Source organism: Reichenbachiella agariperforans (assembly GCF_900142205.1).
GTDB classification, from domain to species: Bacteria; Bacteroidota; Bacteroidia; order Cytophagales; family Cyclobacteriaceae; genus Reichenbachiella; species Reichenbachiella agariperforans.
Genome location: NZ_FRAA01000001.1, coordinates 640,648 through 660,048, shown reverse-complemented (window position 1 = coordinate 660,048; position 19,401 = coordinate 640,648). Strand labels below are relative to the sequence as shown.

13 protein-coding genes and 2 tRNA genes are annotated in these 19,401 nt (G+C 42.5%); 9 read left to right on the top strand and 6 right to left on the bottom strand.

The features are described 5' to 3' along the window. Positions 1-12: 12 nt before the first annotated feature. From BUB99_RS02470 to BUB99_RS02455, 4 genes are read left to right on the top strand one after another with little or no spacing between them, the layout of a single operon-like run. Positions 13-3,330: a SusC/RagA family TonB-linked outer membrane protein gene (locus BUB99_RS02470; protein WP_084190302.1), complete on the top strand. Its 3,318-nt coding sequence runs from the start codon at positions 13-15 to the stop codon at positions 3,328-3,330. Continuing rightward, the gene (locus BUB99_RS02465) at positions 3,330-4,811 is read left to right on the top strand and encodes a RagB/SusD family nutrient uptake outer membrane protein (protein ID WP_073119136.1); all 1,482 of its coding nucleotides are present in this window, start codon (positions 3,330-3,332) and stop codon (positions 4,809-4,811) included. The genes BUB99_RS02470 and BUB99_RS02465 overlap by 1 nt, the downstream gene beginning before the upstream one ends. A 1-nt stretch (position 4,812) precedes the next feature. Beyond that, positions 4,813-5,694, top strand: a complete 882-nt coding sequence (locus BUB99_RS02460) for a substrate import-associated zinc metallohydrolase lipoprotein (RefSeq protein ID WP_073119134.1) — start codon at positions 4,813-4,815, stop codon at positions 5,692-5,694. Then, a complete protein-coding gene (locus tag BUB99_RS02455) occupies positions 5,691-7,100 on the top strand; it encodes a DUF4302 domain-containing protein (RefSeq protein WP_073119132.1) in 1,410 nt (469 codons plus the stop codon). Before BUB99_RS02460 ends, BUB99_RS02455 begins: the two co-directional genes overlap by 4 nt. A gap of 529 nt (positions 7,101-7,629) precedes the next feature. Here the strand turns inward: BUB99_RS02455 and BUB99_RS02450 are convergent. After that, positions 7,630-8,250 (bottom strand): SprT-like domain-containing protein, encoded by a 621-nt coding sequence (locus BUB99_RS02450; RefSeq protein WP_073119130.1) that lies wholly within the window; start codon positions 8,248-8,250, stop codon positions 7,630-7,632. Then, positions 8,251-9,567 (bottom strand): ribosome biogenesis GTPase Der, encoded by a 1,317-nt coding sequence (der, locus tag BUB99_RS02445; protein WP_073119128.1) that lies wholly within the window; start codon positions 9,565-9,567, stop codon positions 8,251-8,253. It lies immediately after the preceding gene. 169 nt (positions 9,568-9,736) lie between these two features. Between der and ligA the strand changes: the two genes are divergently transcribed. From ligA to dapA, 3 genes are read left to right on the top strand one after another with little or no spacing between them, the layout of a single operon-like run. Then, entirely contained in the window at positions 9,737-11,755 is a 2,019-nt protein-coding gene (gene ligA, locus BUB99_RS02440; RefSeq protein ID WP_073119126.1) for an NAD-dependent DNA ligase LigA, read from the top strand. Further along, a complete protein-coding gene (locus BUB99_RS02435) occupies positions 11,752-12,267 on the top strand; it encodes a DUF6913 domain-containing protein (protein ID WP_073119124.1) in 516 nt (171 codons plus the stop codon). Before ligA ends, BUB99_RS02435 begins: the two co-directional genes overlap by 4 nt. Next, positions 12,260-13,138 (top strand): 4-hydroxy-tetrahydrodipicolinate synthase, encoded by an 879-nt coding sequence (gene dapA / locus BUB99_RS02430; protein WP_073119122.1) that lies wholly within the window; start codon positions 12,260-12,262, stop codon positions 13,136-13,138. The genes BUB99_RS02435 and dapA overlap by 8 nt, the downstream gene beginning before the upstream one ends. A gap of 89 nt (positions 13,139-13,227) precedes the next feature. On the opposite strand, the gene BUB99_RS02425 is transcribed toward dapA, so the two are convergent. The 4 genes from BUB99_RS02425 to BUB99_RS02410 all read right to left on the bottom strand — a co-directional run bounded on the left by BUB99_RS02425 (position 13,228) and on the right by BUB99_RS02410 (position 15,205). Then, positions 13,228-13,404, bottom strand: a complete 177-nt coding sequence (locus BUB99_RS02425; protein WP_073119121.1) for a histone H1 — start codon at positions 13,402-13,404, stop codon at positions 13,228-13,230. Positions 13,405-13,507: 103 nt separating this feature from the next. Further along, entirely contained in the window at positions 13,508-14,755 is a 1,248-nt protein-coding gene (locus tag BUB99_RS02420) for an aminotransferase class I/II-fold pyridoxal phosphate-dependent enzyme (RefSeq protein ID WP_073119119.1), read from the bottom strand. 192 nt (positions 14,756-14,947) lie between these two features. Next, positions 14,948-15,021, bottom strand: a tRNA-Asp gene (locus tag BUB99_RS02415). Between the two features lie 110 nt (positions 15,022-15,131). Beyond that, positions 15,132-15,205 (bottom strand) — tRNA-Asp (locus BUB99_RS02410). 578 nt (positions 15,206-15,783) lie between these two features. Here BUB99_RS02410 and BUB99_RS02405 point away from each other — a divergent pair. Then, positions 15,784-17,922, top strand: a complete 2,139-nt coding sequence (locus BUB99_RS02405; protein ID WP_073119117.1) for an adenylate/guanylate cyclase domain-containing protein — start codon at positions 15,784-15,786, stop codon at positions 17,920-17,922. Continuing rightward, complete coding sequence (locus BUB99_RS02400; protein WP_073119116.1) at positions 17,915-19,351, top strand: mechanosensitive ion channel domain-containing protein; 1,437 nt, start codon at positions 17,915-17,917, stop codon at positions 19,349-19,351. Before BUB99_RS02405 ends, BUB99_RS02400 begins: the two co-directional genes overlap by 8 nt. Positions 19,352-19,401: the final 50 nt, after the last annotated feature.

Below are 19,401 nucleotides of genomic sequence, written 5' to 3'. Positions count from 1 at the left end.
GATTCAATATTCTTGCAAAAAAACATAAATAAAGTGTTAGCAGCCATGTTACTCATCCTGAGTAGCATGGCTGCTTTTGCACAAAGCCCAGTTACCGTACAGGGACAGGTTTTGGATGAAAAAGGAGAGCCGCTGATAGGGGTTTCTATCCAAGTACAAAATACAGCTATAGGTGCAGTGACAGATTTGGAAGGGAACTTCCGGTTTCAGGCTGTGGCAGGTGATGTGATCGTCGTGCGTATGCTCGGTATGAAACAGCAGCAACTCACCGTAACAAATAGTCAGCCGCTACAGATCACGATGGTGGAGGATGCTGATCAGCTCGATGAGGTGGTGGTCAACGGGTTTCAGGTGGTAGATCGCAAACTCTTTACGGGAGCAGCAGCTAGACTGGAAATGGATGATGTGAAACTAGAGGGGGTAGCAGATGCCAGTCGTATGCTTGAAGGACGTGTAGCAGGGGTGACTGTAGACAATGTCTCGGGGACTTTCGGGACTTCCCCAAAAATCAGAATTCGTGGTAATTCATCCATCAATGGCAACAACCAGCCGCTCTATGTGGTAGATGGTGTGATCCTCGAAGATCTCTCAGAGGTTAATACGGACGATTTCATCTCTGGAAATGCCAATACCCTGATCAGTTCGTCCATCGCCAATATCAATCCTAGTGATATAGAGTCCTACCAGATTCTAAAGGATGCTTCGGCTACTGCCATCTATGGTGCTCGTGCCGCCAATGGCGTGATTGTCATCACCACCAAAAAAGGGCGTAGCGGTGCGCTTCAAGTTAACTATACGGGTAACTTCTCGGTAAAATTACGGCCTACCTACAGCCAATTCAATCTACTCAATTCGGCAGAAGAGATGTCTGTCTACCGCGAAATGCATAGCAAAGGATTGATAGATATCACTACGGCTGCTAAGGCTCAGACTTACGGTGCACTGGGCAAGCATTTTGTTTTGATAAACCAGAAAGAGATCCCATGGGGCGCTGGTGGGGGGCTTAATGAACAGTTTCTAAATCAGTACGAAAATGCCAATACAGATTGGTTCGATGTATTGTTCAATGATTTTGGATTACAGCAGCAGCATTCTTTGAGTTTTACCTCAGGAACAGAAAAATCAACCAATTACTATTCGATTAGCTTTTTGCAGGATGATGGGCAGACCATTGCTGATCAGGTGCAGCGTTTGACTGCCACTGCGCGCAATAACTATTTTGTGTCGGATAAGTTTAATTTTGGACTGAAACTCACAGGAAGCTATAGAGAACAAGAAGCTCCTGGAACTAGTAACCGTGAGTTTGATCCGATCTCAGGAACCTATACACGTGATTTTGATATTAACCCACTGAGCTTTGCACTGAATACCAGTCGGTCGATGCGTCCCTACGATGAGAATGGTGATCTGGAGTATTTTCGTCGCAACTATGCGCCTTTCAATATCCTAGAGGAACTCCGATATAATTTTATCGATATCAATGTCCTAGATGTATCGACACAGGCTAATTTTGAATTTACCCCTGTCAAAAACCTATCCATCAACGGTGTTTTTCAGGTGCGCTATGCCAACACGAAACGTGACCATACTGTGCATGAGCGATCTAATCAGGCAGAAGCCTACCGCGCCAATGATACGCAGTTTTTTCAAGATGCTAACAATTTGCTATTTAGCGATCCAGATAATCCTGGGTTAAATCCCGTGGTGGTTTTGCCACAGGGTGGATTCAACTATCTAGACCAGACGGATTTGCTGTCTTTCTTTAGCCGATTCAGTGCCAACTGGTCCAAAGACATAGGGTTGGATCACTCCATTAATGTACTCGGGGGAACAGAAGTGAGGTATTCGGATAGGGATGAGCGGAGTTCTACAGCCATGGGTGTGATATACGAAAGTGGAGGCGTGGTGGTGACTGACCCGAATATTGTAGAGTTTTTTAATCTGCAAAACATTGATATCAACACTTTCGAGTCTAATAAAGATCGCTTCGTGGGGGTGTTTATCAATGGGGGCTATGCCTATAAGGGCAAGTATATCGCCAACTTCACCGGGCGCTATGATGGTTCGAATCAACTGGGCAAAAGCCAATCGGCTCGTTATCTGCCGACTTGGAATGTAAGTGCAGCTTGGAATATCGATCAAGAGCGATTCATGGGGCGTTTGGAATTTGTCGATCAACTCAAATTAAGAGCCACCTACGGTCTTTCGGGTAATCTACCGCCAGATGCTAGTGCCATACTTAATCTGCAGTCTGATGTGACGATTCGTCCTTCGGATGTAGAGCCATATCTCTACATAGAAGATCTGAGCAATGCAGATTTGACATGGGAAAAGCTAAAGGAGTTTAACGTAGGGATGGATATGGGATTTTGGGAAAGTCGTGTGACTACTTCGGTGGATTATTACTTTAGACAGTCCTTTGATTTGATTGGACAAGTGTTGACGAGTGGTGTAGGCGGACAGTCACTGAAGTATGGCAACTTTGCTGATATGGAGGCGCATGGTTTTGAGGTGACCTTGAATACGATCAATTTTCAGCGAAACTCTTTCAGTTGGCGTACCAACTTCAATATCGGCTATACTCGTGACCGCATCACGAACCTAGACTATGGCCCCCGTCTGGCAGATGCTTTGGATCAAAACGGAACGGCTGTTTTGGGAGGTCCTCGTCGAGGGTTGTTTTCGACGAGATTTGCAGGATTGACTAGCAATGGCGTACCGACTTTCTATGGCTCCAACGATGAGGTAGTCGTAGAGATAGACTTGCAGGAGAGAGATGATCTTGCGGGTATTTTGCAATACGAGGGGCCATCAGAACCGAGAGGAGGAGGAGGTTTTGCAAACACTTTCCAATACAAAGGCTTTACGCTCAATGTACTCTTGTCTTACAAGTTTGATTATAAAATCCGTCTCAATGATTCGTTTAGATCGAGTTATAATGATTTTGTGTCTCTACCAGGGGAGCTACGTGATAGGTGGGTCACAACTGGGGACGAAGACAAAACCAATGTGCCGGTGATCCTGACTTCTAGACAGGTCAATATTGGTTCGGATGTGCAGGCCTATTCGCTCTACAACCAAAGCAACCTTCGTATCGTCAATGGAGACTATATACGACTCAAAAGTGTAAGGCTATCCTATCAAGTGCCAGAACAATGGGTACAAAAAGCAAAACTGCGCAATGCTAGCCTCAGCGTCGAGGGACAGAACCTTGCGCTCCTCTATTCGGACGATAGGCTCAATGGACAAGATCCTGAGTTCTTTAGTAGTGGGGGAGTCGCACTGCCACAGCCTAAAATGATCACCTTTTCACTCAATATCGGACTGTAATGGGGAACTATAAGACATATCGTTACATATGGGTTGTCGTACTGGTATTCGCAGGGTGCAATGATTTCTTAGATGTGAATCCTGACAACCGTGTAGAGTTGAATGATCTAGACAAGGCGCAGCAGTTATTGACCAATGCCTACTCGGTAGCTAGCCCTACTTTTACGGACTGGATGACGGATGATTTTACTTATACTTTCGGGACGACTATCAGGCCTGCTCATGCTCAGATGTATGCTTGGGAGGATGTGAATACCAGTCCTGACGAACAGGATACACCTGATTATTTCTGGTACGAAACTTATGCAGCGATAGCCCATGCCAACGAAGTGTTGGCGGTGTTGGATGAACTTCCAGTAGATTCTGACGAAGATCAAGCCAAGAAACTAGCTGTGGAAGCAGAGGCTCTATTGACGCGGGCTTATGGCCATTTTATGCTCGTTAATATGTTTGGAGAGCATTACGAAACGTCTACTTCTGCCTTGGGTATACCCTATGTCACCAAGCCAGAAACCACTTTCCTAGCGGAGTATGAGCGACTATCTGTGTCACGTGTCTACAGTAGAATAGAGGATGATTTGGTAGAGGGGTTAGAAAAGCTGGATGATTCCTTCTATAGTAATTCGGGCAAATATCATTTTAATCAAAATGCAGCCTTAGCGTTTGCTAGTCGGTTTTATCTCTATAAAGGTGATAGAATACGATCACTACAGTATAGCAATCAGTTGTTAGGAGACAACCCACAAGCTTACATACGGGATTTTAACTCTACGGAATATCAAGCAGCTAAATCGTCTATAGACGGATATCCACAGTTGTATTCTGGAGTCGATGAACCAGCTAATTTGCTACTGATGCGTAAGATATCATTGATGCAGAGAACTGATTTTGCCTTTGGAATCGAAGAGAACTATTACGGGCAGTTATTTGCGTCCAATCCTTTTGGTGCGACTGACGAACGGGAGAATCCTGCCTTTGTCAAAGGACTCAATGCTTTGTTTCCACTACGATACGAAAGCCTCTTCGAACGCAGTAGTTTGAACTCCAATACGGGTACTCCTTACCACATAGGGGTTATGTTTAGAGGAGAAGAAGTGCTGTTCAATAGGATAGAAGCGAACATTTATTCTGGTAATCTGACAGATGCTCTAGCTGATTTTCAGCTGCTCACGGATAGGCGGTATTCTGGGGTAGCAGACCTGACACTGACCTTGGATCGTTTGCGTACTTTCTTTGGCGCGGATAACGAGCCGAGTTTTACGAATCAGTTGATATTACTTAATTATTTGCTCATAGAACGCAGAAAGGAATTTATCGCACAGGGCATGCGGTGGTTTGATATCAAACGCTTTGGTATGGAAGTGACGCACCAGTATGGTGACTCGGGGAGTGCTACGCTCACAGCAGATGATCCACGCAAAATATTGCAAATACCACAGTCGGCACAGGATGTCGGCGGTTTAGAAGCTAACCCTAGATGATATGAAACAGACCGTGATAGACAGTAAGTATTGGCATGGTGTGGTGATGATTTTACTCATCCTTACTCTGGTTTCCTGTTTCGAAGATGAGTCTTTGAATGAAAAAGAAAAGGAAGTAGATGAACCCACCTCTGCATTAGATGTGTATATCGATGAGCATTTTACGGATGAGTATAACATAGCGGTGCGTTACAAGTATGTCGATAACTATGTGGAGCCAGGACAAAATGTAGCTCCTCCTAAGCTAGAAATGGTGCGTCCTATGTTAGATTTTGTGGATGATTATTGGATAGCTCCTTATCTAGCCGTAGAGAATGGGGAGGATTTCTTTCGCCGATATGTTCCAGCAGAGTTGATTTTTTTAGGAGGGCTGATTTATAATGGTGACGGTACAGTCACGCTGGGGACAGCAGATGCAGGTGCACGAATTACCTATACAAATGTCAACGGCTATGATTTGAGTGATCCCGAATGGCTCAAACTGCAGTTGCAAGTGACCTACCATGAATTTGCCCACATCATTCATCAGGAGTTTAAACTCCCATCTGGATTTGAAAATATATCTCCTGAGGGGTATTCTAGTGCTGGGTCATGGTACAACCTGACTGACGAAGAGGCATTACAACGAGGCTTTGTCTCTCCTTATGCAACGAGTTCGGTCAATGAGGACTTTGCTGAGATGGTAGCTTTCTATGTGTTTGATGCGGATTTCTTTGCGAACTATATAGATCAAGACACGAGCTGTGTCACGGCACAGTGCGAACTCGATAATGCAGGAAAAAAGAAAATTTTAGAAAAGCTCACTTCGATCAAGGATCACTATCTCAAAGTAACGGGAATAGACCTAGATGAATTGAGAGCAGAACTCCAATCACGACTATGATGAGGAAGAGCTTACGATACCTATCGATGTTAGGTTGGCTGGTGATACTAGGCTGTACAGGAGACGATGGAGCTAAACTGGACTCTGCGGATACCCGTCGCGAAGAGGCGATATCCGATCTGAAAGAGAAACTCATGGCGCCTGAGCATGGATGGGTATTACACTACCAGCCTGTACCTGATGCAGGGGCTTATTACATCCTATTAGATTTTGATGAGGACGAGGTACGTATACAGTCGGATGTGTCTGCCGATGGAGGGGCGCTGCTAGACCAGACGATCCCCTATCGAGTCGATGTGCAGCTGGCGGTACAACTGACCTTTGAGACGTATGCTGTTTTTCATTACCTCTTTGAGCAGGATCAATCGACGTTTGGAGCAGAGTTTGAGTTCTTTTATCTAGACGAACAAGACGGTAATCTGCTACTGTATAGCAAGTCGGATGCGGTAGGAGAGACTACTGTTATCACCCTTGAGCCTGCTGCTGCTAATGCGGCCGACGCACTCTCTCGTGAAGCCTCAGGGAACATGGAAGCGTACGAATTGTACAATCAGCCTTTTGGGACGCAGACGCTGCAGCAATTGTACCTGACTGGAGAAGATGTATCACTCTATTGGGAGATAGATTTAGTCAAACGCATCATTTCTGTGGATGGTGCTGCGCTAGGCGTGGAGAGTCGTACGATTACATCGGCTAGTTGGGTTGCTATCGATCAGACTGTAGCTTACACTTTTGCCAATGAAGGGCTAGTACTGAGTGAGCCTATCACTTTTACCCTAGGAGGAAAAAATTATAACATTGATCAGATCAAATTAGAGAACTACAGTGAGAGTGGAGACTTGTACTGTGTATCAGATATGAGAGCAGCGCCTGTCTATTCTGCGAGTATACCCGACGTAGGAGCCGTTGAGTTGCGTCATACGCTATTCAATTCTGGAGGACTGACCTTCGAGCCAGAGCCTGACTCCCCCTACTCTATTAATGTGTTTTATGCTGGAGATAGTACGGGGTTTTCCTTGACGGGAGAGGATTTGACGATTGGTCAGTTGTACCCTGAGGCCAATTGGATTTTGTTTGATTATGGACTGGACTCAGCAGAAATCGACTATGCTTTTGGGATTATATTCGAGGATGAAAATGGCGTGGAACAAACCCACTACCGAGGTTATGAGACTGCTACTGTTGCGGGTAACTATATCCATGTGATCTTGAATGAGGAGTTTCACTATAGCAATCCCACAGAAGTCGATGCAACCGACGAGCAAAATTTAAGAACCTTGACCAATGAGCTATTCGGTGGTGGAGAAGTCTATATCTCTCTCTGGCCGATACAAGAAGGACTGGTGATCTATCGTCTATTCAATCCATGTAATGGATATGAATTCGCATTGGTTAAACCACAATGACTTAGAATCTGAGTTCGATTAATCTTTGAGTCATCAGACCTACCTGCTTCAAGGTTTTTGCAATGTGATTTTGTCTTATAGTTTATTCCGTGATAGCACATAAACCTTAGGGGGTGCTAAAATAGCTTTGACCTTCAGGGCAACTGTTATTTAGAATCGAACTCAGGTTAGTAATTGGGCACAAGAGGGTGTACATATAACGTGATGCTGTTTGACTCCACATTACCTTACGATAAAAAGATATATATCTAAAGTTAAAATGATATAAGTCTAAAATTATTTAGATATATATCAAAATCATTTTAGACTTATATCAAAACCCCGCAACCTAACTAGGTTGTAGACACTTTGTGCTTATGTCTCATGCTCATCTACCTTATTAACTTGAGTCTGGTTTTTGGGGGAGTCAAAGTTGGATAGTTCGGGTTCGTCTTCTATGATCAAAATCTTCATCTCCGTAAAAATAAAACGCAATTCTGGAAACAAATGGGAATTACTGGATTACACCCGATTTGGGAGATATATTGCTCTACTTGCTATTCTTGAACTGCTGTACGGGAGCGCTGCTAGAGATGAGATACTGTTTGCCTGTGTCAATGGCTTCACAGAGTACGCGGGTTCTTTTTTGTTGTACCTTCAGATAGATTTTCTTTCTGAATAGGAACTTGTGCCCCGTCTCAATGTCGCTTAAGAATACATCAGTAGACGGTTTGTCATACTTTCTTAGTGCTTTGAATAACTCAGGATCTGATACGCTAGTTGCCTTTGGATTCTTCATGTGACGGGCAAGAGGAGCTAGGATATCCATCGGAAAGATCTCCTCTCTGAGCATAGGGATCATGAGTTTTTTGAACTGATGTTTCCATTCTTTGCCGTGTGGGTCTACACGGTTTTGGTGTAGGTCGTAGTTTGTTTTGTGCGCTACCTCATGGATGTAAGTGATGAGGAAGGCATAAATGTTTAGTGTGCCATTGACAGATATGCTATGTTTCCTTGTATTGGGATCATAGCGATAATCTCCATATTTTGTTTGTCGGTTGGGTGTGATTTTAAAATGGAATTTGAGTTCCTTCCAGAGTCCCATGACATAGTCTACGGCACCTTCTGGTAGGTGCCGTGCAAAGGCTGTTCTATGCTTTTCGTCTGACAATTACTTTTTACGGAAATAAATTTTGACTGGCACTCCCTGAAAGTTGAAGTAGCCTCTCAATTTGTTGAGTAAAAATCTTTCATAAGGTTCCTTGATGTACTGCGGTAGGTTGCAGAAGAACGCAAATGATGGAGTTCTGGTTGGGAGCTGCGTGATATACTTGATCTTGATATATTTTCCTTTGAGCGCTGGCGGTGGGTTCCTGTCGATCTCTGGCAGCAAGGCTTCATTCAGCTCAGAAGTAGGGATACGTCTGGTACGGTTGTCATAGACCTCTATCGCTAGTTCTATCGCCTGGAAGATACGCTGCTTGGTAGTGACCGAGGTGAAAATTATCGGAATATAGGATAGTGGATTGCCTAGCTTCTCGAGTATTTCTTTCCTAAAATGTTCTGCAGTATTACTCTCTTTGTTTTCGATCAGGTCCCACTTGTTGACCATGATCATGATGCCTTTTTTGTACTTATCCGCGAGTGCAATGATACTCATGTCTTGCGCTTCGAAACCACGAGTCGCATCAATCATAATGACGCATACATCACTGTCCTGAAGCGACTGTATCGCACGCAGTACAGAGTAGAATTCTATGTCTTCTCTTACTTTGCTTTTCTTTCGAATCCCTGCCGTATCGGTGAGGATAAAATCCTTCCCGTATAATTTGTAGCGAGTATGGATGGCATCTCTCGTCGTACCAGCTATGTCGGTAACTATAGATCGATCTTTGCCTAATAGCGCATTGAGGAATGACGATTTTCCCGCATTGGGTCTTCCCAAAATAGAGATTCTTGGAATTCCTTCTTCAGGATTTTCTAGATCATCGTCTTGGAAGTGCTCCACGACTTTGTCAAGGAGGTCTCCTGTGCCAGAGCCACTTGCAGAGGATACAGGGTATATTTCACTTTCCAGTCCCAAACCGTAAAACTCTGCAGACTGTAGATCTAGCGTCTGGTTGTCAGCTTTGTTGGCCACTACATAAACGGGCTTTTTAAGCTCCCGTAGGATGTTGGCAAAATCCATGTCCATATCTGTCAGGCCATCTTTGCAGTCCACCATGAATAGGATGACAGAAGCTTCGTCGAGTGCTAGTTTGACCTGCTCACGAATCTGCTCTTCGAATATGTCGTCAGATCCCATGACATATCCACCAGTATCTATGACGGTAAAGTATTTTCCTGTCCACTGACCAAAGCCGTAGTGACGGTCGCGAGTTACCCCACTTTCATCATCCATGATGGCTTTTTTTTGTTCTACCAGTCGGTTAAAAAGTGTAGACTTGCCGACGTTTGGTCTTCCTGCTATGGCTAAAATATTAGACAATTCCTTTGTGTTTTAATGCGGAGGCAAATTTAGAGAAACGAGGGGCATTAATTAACAGTTAACACCGAATTAGTTAAAATTTTAAAATACCATTTCAATATTGAACAGATTCGGCTTGAACTTCCAAACTATTTATAAATTTGTGACCGCTGTTGGAGACTAAAAATCAATGAATAGAGAAGAGGCTACCATAGAGATAAAAAGGCTCACAGAGCAAATCGACCTGTATAATCATCAGTATTATCAGGAGAGTAGGTCGGATGTGTCTGATTATGAGTTTGATCAAATGATGGAGCAACTGGCAGCCTTGGAAAATGAGTTTCCCGAACTCAAGAAAAATGATTCTCCTACTCAGCGCGTAGGAGGGACGATTACCAAAGATTTTGATACTGTGATTCATAAACATCGCATGCTGTCACTAGCGAATACTTATTCGGCGGACGAACTGCGTGATTTTGACAAGCGTGTCGAGAAAGGACTTGGAGGCTCACCGTATGAGTATTTTTGCGAACTAAAATTTGATGGGGTAGCGATTAGTTTGACTTATCGAGATGGTGTTTTAGTACAGGCAGCTACTCGCGGAGACGGCACCCGTGGAGATGATATCACGGCGAATGCGCGTACGATTCGTTCTATTCCTCTTCGCATAACCGGAGACCAGATACCAGAAGAGTTCGAAGTACGAGGAGAGGTGTTTATGCCCAGTACGATGTTCGCACTGCTCAACGAGCAAAAAGAAGCAGCGGGCGAAGAGAAACTTGCCAACCCTAGAAATACTGCTTCTGGGACTTTGAAAATGCAAGATTCATCCATCGTTGCAGCCCGTAGGTTGGATTGTTACTTGTACAGTCTACTAGGGGAAGAAAATTCGGTGCAGTCGCATGAGGCATCTATCCATCAGCTAGAGCAGTGGGGGTTTCACGTCTCGCAGACCTACCTCAAGTGTGAGAATATAGAAGATGTCATCGCCTATATCGAAAAGTGGGAGCATAAGCGCCACGAACTCGATGTGGATACGGATGGGATCGTAATCAAGGTCAACAGCCTAGATCAACAAAATGAACTGGGCTATACGGCTAAAAATCCAAGATGGGCGATATCCTATAAGTATAAAGCAGAGAGTGCGTTGACGAAACTCAATAACGTAGTGTATCAAGTCGGTCGTACAGGGTCGATTACGCCTGTGGCGGAGTTAGAACCTGTGCTGTTAGCAGGGACGACTGTCAAGCGTGCTTCGTTACACAATGCCAATGAGATTGCTCGACAGGATTTACGTGTAGGAGATTACGTCTTTGTAGAAAAGGGGGGAGAGATTATTCCCAAAGTGACCGGTGTTGACTTGACGCAGCGAGATAGTTCATTGCTACCGTTTGAGTACATTAAAAATTGTCCCGAATGTGGTACAGAACTGGTGCGCTACGAAGGAGAGGCCAATCACTACTGCCCAAATATAGACGCGTGTCCACCGCAAATCAAAGGGATGATTGAACACTTTATTCATCGCAAGGCCATGGATATAGATTCCTTAGGAGAGCAGACGATCAAACTGCTCTACGAAAAGGGCTATCTGCACAATGTAGCTGATCTCTATGATTTGACCTATGATCAGATTATCGAATTAGAGGGCTTTAAAGAACTCAGTGTTCAGAACCTACTCAAGGGTATCGAAGCATCCAAGCAAGCTCCTTTTGAGTTGCTGCTTTTTGGTTTGGGTATTCGGTTCGTAGGGAAGACGGTAGCAGAGAAGTTGGCTATACATTTTAAGCATATCGATGCGCTGATGGGAGCTACATTTGAGCAACTGATAGAAGTCCCTGAGATTGGCGAACGTATAGCGAGGAGTTTGATTAGTTATTTTGAGAAGGAAGAAAATCAGTTGCTTATCAGTCGGTTAAAAACCGCTGGGCTTCAGATGGAAGTAGATGCAAAGCAGTTCGAGACCAGTAGTGACCAGTTAGGAGGGAAGGGGTTTGTGATATCAGGTGTATTTGAGCGCCACAGCAGAGACGAACTCAAGGATATGATTAAAGATAATGGAGGGAAGGTAGTGTCATCTATTTCTGCCAAGTTAGATTACCTCTTGGCAGGAGATAAAATGGGTCCCGCCAAACTAGAGAAAGCAAATAAATTAGGGATTAAAATCATTTCTGAAAGTGACTTTGAAGAGATGTTAACAAACGGAATATGATTGGAAAATACCTAGTCAAATGGAAAACCAAATTTGCACTGAAGCATAAGGCAAAGCAAGGCTCTATGAGCTATCTAGAGGCAAAGCAATTGGGGATTTTATACACCTACACGACCGAAAAAAATCATGAATTGGTCAATGACTGGGTCAAGGAACTGGAGGCTGAGGGTAAATCGGTCAAGGTGATCACCTATATCCCGAAAGTGAAGAAGGCGGATAGTTTTGATTATCCATTTTTTAGTGATAGAGATCTGGGATCCAGTGGTAAGTGGAAAAAATCTGAAGTTCGGTCTTTCAACGAAACTCCCTTTGATTATTTGATCACTTTAGACAAAGGGTTGAACCAATATACACGCAACCTCATGGCGACCGCTAAGGCTTCATGTCGAGTAGGGGTGTTTGCTGAAGGTGAGAGTGATTATTTTGAAATGATGATTAATCATGATGGAAATGATTTTGGAGCATTGCTCCGTCAGGTACATCATTATATAAAAAATGTAAGAAATGAATAGTAGATTTAAGGGTACAGGGGTTGCATTGGTTACGCCTTTTGATAAGGATGAAAATGTAGACTTTGACGCGTTGGCGTCACTGGTCAGTCATGTATCAGAAGGAGGGGTAGATTACCTCGTCGTGATGGGAACTACTGCGGAATCCCCTACACTCAGTGAGGCGGAAAAGATAGAGGTATTGCGTTTTGTGAAATCAAAGAACGCCAAGAACCTTCCGGTAGTCTATGGTCTCGGAGGTAACGATACGCGTGCTTTGGTGAAGCAGTATCAAGAATTTACCGAAAATGTAGATGCATTTCTAGTAGTATGCCCTTACTATAACCGTCCGAGTCAAGAAGGGTTGAAGGCGCATTTCGAAGCAATAGCTAACGTCGCGAGCAAGCCTATTATTCTATACAATGTCCCTAAACGTACAGGCGTCAATTTAGAAGTGTCTACTGTTTTAGAACTAGCAAAGCATCCTAATATTATTGGAATTAAAGAAGCTTCTGGTACGCATGTAGAGCAGTGTAAGCAGATCGCAGAAGCTATGCCTGAAGATTTTCTATTAACCTCTGGTGATGATGATTTGATTATTCCGTTTATGGAAGCAGGAGGGCATGGAGTGATTTCTGTAATTGCTAATGCTATGCCTCGTCAGACCTCTGATTTGGTAAATGAGATGCTGGCGGGTAATTTGGAACAGGCACAGGAAGTGAATACGATTATGGTAGAGGTATTAGGTCTGCTATTTGTAGAAGGAAATCCAACAGGAGTGAAGGCTCTCTTGCATAGTATGAAGGTTATATCAGAAAATGTACTGAGACTTCCTCTCGTAACATCTAGTGATAGTCTATATACGATGTTAGCAGCTGCTGGGAAGAAGTTGTAGTTATAAAAAGGAATGGTTAGAAATTGACCTATAAAAAAAGGAGTGATGTACATCACTCCTTTTTTTATTTCCTTACAGGATAGATCAAATTAACCTTCGTTCTTGATGTTCTGAACTTCAATTCTGATCTCTTGAGCAAGGTTTTTTAAATCTTGCATGCCTTTTCTTACTCTCGTACCAGCTGCTTGATTCTTTTTGTCATAGAATTTGTCGAAATCACCTTCTAATCCTAAGATCAAGTCCTTTATTTCATTAAATCTGTCCATATTGTTTTATAATTTAAGGTTATTGAATATTATACAAGGGGGGCAATTTATATCAAAAAACATTAAATACACATCATAGAGTGTGTTTTTTGTAGAAATTACCTTAGACCAACTGGCCTACTTCTTCGTTTTGATAAACGCCATCATCGAGTTTCTTTTTGATCTCCTCGAAAACAGTGATTGTTTCTTTTACATCGTCTAAGCTATGTGCTGCAGTTGGGATGATTCTGAGCATAATAACGCCCTTAGGAACCACAGGGTACACTATCATAGAACAGAAGATATTGTAGTTGTTTCTTAGATCAGTGATCATATTGGCCGCTTCCTGCCATACACCATTTAACAATACCGGAGTTACTGGAGACTGTGTTTTGCCAATGTTGAAGCCTTTTTCTTTGAGACCTTTTTGCATGGCATTGACAATTGTCCAAAGCTTGTCCTTTAATTCAGGACTAGACTTGAGTAAATCTAGACGTTTTTGGTTTCCAAGCACTAATGGCATGGGAAGTGATTTAGCAAAGATTTGTGATCTAACGTTGTATTTCAAGAACTCAATTACTTTCTCATCACCTGCGATGAAAGCACCGATGCTAGCCATAGACTTGGCGAAAGTTGAGAAATACAAATCAATTCCATCTTGTACTCCCTGCTCTTCACCAGTACCTGCACCTGTCGTACCCATAGTACCAAAGCCGTGCGCATCGTCGATTAATAGTCTGAATTGGAATTTCTTTTTGAGTTCGACCACTCCTTTGAGGTTGCCCATGCTGCCAGACATCCCAAAGACGCCTTCAGTGATTACGAGAACTCCACCTCCATTTTCGTTTGCTAGTTTTTCAGCTCTAACGAGTTGTTTTTCTAGGCTTTCCATGTCATTGTGGAGATAGACAAAACGCTTGCCTACATGGAGTCTAAGACCGTCTATGATACATGCATGACATTCAGCATCGTATACGACTACATCTTTACGGCCTACGATCGCGTCGATAGCAGACATGATGCCTTGGTAGCCAAAGTTCAAGAGCATGCAAGATTCTTTTTGTACGAATTCTGCTAGATCATTTTCAAACTTTTCATGATGTTCAGTGTTGCCCGTCATCATTCTAGCACCCATTGGGTAAGCTAGACCCCATTCTTGTGTGGCTTTTGTGTCAGCCTCTCTTACTTCAGGATGGTTGGCAAGACCTAGGTAGTTATTCAAACTCCATGTCAATACTTCCTTTCCTCTGAACTGCATGCGCGGAGAGATAGGTCCTTCCAGCTTTGGAAACATGTAATAATTAGTATTATCCATGTCTGAGTGCTGGCCAAGTGGCCCCATGTCTGTCGAAAATTTTTCAAATAAATCCATTAATATACTACGCTTTATAGATCTTGATCAATAATAAAATGACTGCAAATTTAACATATTACCCCTCTTTGGCAATAGCCAAAGTCTCAAATTATGTTAAACTACCTTCAAAGTTATAAAAACAGCCATGAATCGTGTTTCTAAAGTATGGGGTATAAAAAAAGCTTGTCAGTGTAAACTAACAAGCTTTTGCGGAACGGACGAGACTCGAACTCGCGACCTTCTGCGTGACAGGCAGACATTCTAACCAACTGAACTACCGCTCCTGGTAGTTTTAATTTATTATTCAAAGTAATGAAAATGAATTGTACGATGTGAATGCGTAATGATTCATTACTTGAATAAAAAAGCTTGTCAGTAAACTAACAAGCTTTTGCGGAACGGACGAGACTCGAACTCGCGACCTTCTGCGTGACAGGCAGACATTCTAACCAACTGAACTACCGCTCCTGGTAGTGCTTTTGAGTACTAAATCCCTCAATTGCGATGCAAAAGTAGGAGCAAAATATTTATTAAACAACAGCTGTGAATTAATATTTTTATGAAATTTCATGAAGCGTCTGTGTTAGATTTCTTCAGCGTTGATAGTGAGAAGTTTAGATGAAGAATATTTTCACTTGTATCAATTTTAACAATCGCTATAGTGAGATTGTTTCTCAAGTGTTAGCAGGCTCTAGTTTGGCTCTGATGTTGGCTCTGATGAGGTAGTTCTATCTTGGTGATTGTGATCGCTATTTTTGTGGGGAGTTCTTGATGAATTCTATACGAAATGAGTCGCATGCATTAAGAAAAAACAGAACTCGATTGTAAAATATTAAATACTAAATCGTTATATTTAACTATAGGATCGGCACGGTTCGATCGACAAGGAAGAGATTGGTTCTTGACCAACTCAGCCCAAAACCCGGTGAAGCCGGGTTTTGGTTTTTGTATCCGCTATTTCCTTTCATTCGCATCTTCATTATTCACTTTTTGTGCTAATTTGGTAGTCTGAGTGCTAACTCATATTTCTAACCAAATTTTAACAAATGCTGCCAAAGAATTATCGTGGGTTGGTTTCGATCAGTATACAATCCAAACTTACCGTAATTGTCGTACTCGTAAGTATAGTCAGTACCCTGATAGTTTCGCTCTTTAGCTATAACAAAGCCAAAAATGCTATTGTAGCAGGAGTGTATGATCAATTGACCTCACTAAGAACCAGTCGTGAGTATCACATCGATGGGTACTTTGCTAGTATCAAAGATCAAGTAGAGTATATCAGTAAGGATTCGATTGTTTCGGTCTGCTTACGTGACTTGGGACCTGCGTTCGAAGATCTCAATAGCGTGAGACTTACGAGAAGCCAAGAGAGAAAATTAGATGCATACTATGATGACTATTTGGATCAGCTCGAAGCGAACATAGAAATCTATCGTAGCAAGAAACTTTATGTGCCAAAACAGCCTGTTGGGAAGTACTTGCAGTACCAGTATATCGCAAACAATCCATATCCAACGGGGCAGAAAGAGAAGATGGATAGAGTAACCTCCATATTAGACTATGATAGAATAGCCGCTACGGTACACAATCGTCTGAAGAATTTTATGTCGGAGATGAAATTCTATGATGTGTTACTCATGGACACAGAAGGAAATGTAGTCTATACCGTTAAGAAAGAACCCGATTTTGCAACGAATCTCAAGGAAGGTCCATATAGTTCTAGTAACCTAGGGCATTTGGTTCAGGAGATACTGGACAATAAGGATATACATGGAGGTAAATTTGTGGATTTTGAATTGTACCGTCCCTCATTGGGTACTCCGTCTTCTTTTGTAGCAGCTCCTGTCTATAGTGAGGATGATTTTGTAGGGATTATAGCACTACAGATGCCCATTAGCCGTGTCAACCAGATCATGAGCGCTGGTGAGGATTGGGAAGATGATGGTTTAGGTAAGACAGGGGAGATATACTTAGTAGGCTCGGATTATTTGATGAGAAATGATGCACGCATGCTTTTGGAAGACTCGGCCAAGTACCTAAAGACGATTAGAAAGGTTAAAGATTCGGATACTCAGATCAAAATGATCGAGCGATTTGGTACTTCAGTTTTCTTTCAAAATATTAATACAGAAGCGAGTAGAGAAGCGTTATCTGGGGTCACCAATCACAAGATTGTAGAGAACTTCATGGGAGAAGATGTCCTGAGTTCTTATGCTCCATTTGAGAAGTTTGGGCTGCATTGGGCCATCATTGCAGAGCAGGATGAGTCAGAAGGTTTGAGTGAACTGCATCGGTATAGACAGTTTGTGATCATTATACTCGTCGTAGCGATTATCTTATTTACCGCCATTGGTATGTTGTCGTCATCGCTGTTTACACGACCAATTTTTAAGTTGATCGAAAGTGCTAGAAGAATTAGTGAAGGCGATCTAACTGCAAAAGTTAAGATTCAGACATTTGATGAATATGAGGTGCTTGCCAAGTCTTTTAATACGATCGCAGATAGCGTTCGAGATTATGACAAGAAATTGACTCGGTTGACCAACCGTTTTGATACGTTGGTATCGAACCTGATGCCGGATCTTTTTACAGAAAGATGGAAAGCTGGCGAACAAGATTTGATTATCCGACAGAGCAATGTTACTGTACTTTATGCGGATATTACTGGTTTTACAGCGTTGTCCCGAGAACGACCGCCACATGAGTCGATCAAGATTCTCAATGACCTAGTGGAATCCTTTGATTCATTAGGGACACAGTATGATATCGAAAAGGTGACGACTATAGGAGATAACTATCTTGCAGTGAGCGGGGTGGAAACACCTAAGCTAGATCACAATACGACTATAGTAAATTTTGCATTGGAAATGAGACGTATCGTCAGGCAGTACAGTGATACCAATGAGTTGAAGTTGGGATTGGCTGTAGCAGTCAATTCTGGTGATGTGTTTGCAGGAATAGTAGGCCGAAAGAAACTCAAATATGATGTGTGGGGTGAGGCAGTTAATACGGCTAATTTTTTATCTGATTTTGCCGAGAAAGATGAGATCTTGGTGAGTGAGTCGATCTATGAAAACCTAGTAGATATCTATGAAATGGAGGAGAAGCAGGGCGTAAAAGGACTAGAAGGGATCAAAGTGTGGAATGTAGTACGGGCTATCAATAGAGATATAACAAATGAATAAGGACAGTGTAACTTTTTGGGGGATATTGATAGCTACTTTATATCCTGTACTCGCCATACTCCTGAGTGAGATTAATCACCGACTTAAACGTGCTGATCATCCTTCGGCACAGACGGTGCGTCTGCTCAAAAATGTTTTTTTACCTCTATTGACAGTTTACTTGGTGCTCGTCAAAATAATACCTTACGAGATTCCAGTAGTGTTTTTAAAGCTATACGAAACCCTGTTGTGGATTATAGGCTTGTATTTGTTTATCAACTTTATCAATCAAATATTCTTTACGGATTCTGATATTGAAGATGATAGAAAAGCACGTGTGCCAAAGCTTTTGCAGCAGATCATGCGGATGATAGTGATTGCTATTGGTTTTGCAGTCATAGCATCTGAAATCTGGGGTTCTGATTTGGGGAGTTTAATTACAGCATTAGGGGTGACCTCATTGGTACTGGGATTGGCATTGCAGGATACTTTGGGTAATCTATTTGCTGGAATATCACTGATCTATGAAAAGCCCTTTGCAACAGGGGATTGGATACAAATCGATAGTCATTATGGCAAGATTGTGGAGATAAACTGGCGTGCTATCCGTATCGTCAATCGTCAGAATGATATGATCACTGTCCCAAACTCATACCTTGGAAAGCAGGTGTTCTTGAATTACTCTCGACCCAATAAATTTCACGCTGAGAGTGTGCGTGTAGCATTTAACAATGAAGTGCCACCTAATAAGGTTAAAGGTATCATAGAAGAGATAATTCAGAATACTGCCAATATTCGTAAAGAGCCACCCTATGAGGTAAAGACTGTCAATTTTGATAATCACAAGGTAGAGTACGAAGTGTTGTATTTTATCGATGATTTTTGGGAATCTGAACTCATCAAAGACGAACTATATACGAAGATATGGTACGGAGCGAAACGAAATAGCGTGAAACTTCCTAACCCAGTATCTTACAGTAAACCTTGGCCTTTTGAAGAGTTTGATAAAGAGGCTTTCCTTTTGTCTAAGTCTAAGTTGATATTGAATTCACCAGTGTTTTCGGGACTAACTGTCGTCGATCTAAAGAGTATGATTAAGAAATCAAATTATAACTCTTACGGCCAAGGGGAGGTTATTGTACAGCAGGGAGAACTTTCAGATCATGTACACTTGATTATAATGGGTGAGGTAGCTATCTATGTCGAGCAAGATGGAGAGGAACGTACTCATGTAGGTACGGCCAAGAAAGGGGAGCTTTTTGGAGAGATGGAGTTGCTCAATAATACAGCAAACGAGGGGACCGTTATTGCGCATACTGACCTGGGGCTAATGTCTATTCCATACAAAGTGATTAACGATTTGATTGAAAATAACTTGTCAATCAAGCGGAAGTTTGACTCCTTGATCAAAATCCGTAAGAAAGAGCAGTTTAATAAAGTGAATAATTAATCATCGTCATTGTCCTTTTGCACGGGTGTAGTGAGGGAAATTCAAGGTTA

Coding starts and splice junctions, on each gene's coding strand:
- BUB99_RS02460 (WP_073119134.1), top strand. CDS start 4,813: ATGAAACAGACCGTGATAGACAGTAAGTATTGGCATGGTGTGGTGATG.
- BUB99_RS02405 (WP_073119117.1), top strand. CDS start 15,784: ATGCTGCCAAAGAATTATCGTGGGTTGGTTTCGATCAGTATACAATCC.
- BUB99_RS02465 (WP_073119136.1), top strand. CDS start 3,330: ATGGGGAACTATAAGACATATCGTTACATATGGGTTGTCGTACTGGTA.
- BUB99_RS02400 (WP_073119116.1), top strand. CDS start 17,915: ATGAATAAGGACAGTGTAACTTTTTGGGGGATATTGATAGCTACTTTA.
- dapA (WP_073119122.1), top strand. CDS start 12,260: ATGAATAGTAGATTTAAGGGTACAGGGGTTGCATTGGTTACGCCTTTT.
- BUB99_RS02435 (WP_073119124.1), top strand. CDS start 11,752: ATGATTGGAAAATACCTAGTCAAATGGAAAACCAAATTTGCACTGAAG.
- BUB99_RS02420 (WP_073119119.1), bottom strand. CDS start 14,755: ATGGATTTATTTGAAAAATTTTCGACAGACATGGGGCCACTTGGCCAG.
- BUB99_RS02455 (WP_073119132.1), top strand. CDS start 5,691: ATGATGAGGAAGAGCTTACGATACCTATCGATGTTAGGTTGGCTGGTG.
- ligA (WP_073119126.1), top strand. CDS start 9,737: ATGAATAGAGAAGAGGCTACCATAGAGATAAAAAGGCTCACAGAGCAA.
- BUB99_RS02425 (WP_073119121.1), bottom strand. CDS start 13,404: ATGGACAGATTTAATGAAATAAAGGACTTGATCTTAGGATTAGAAGGT.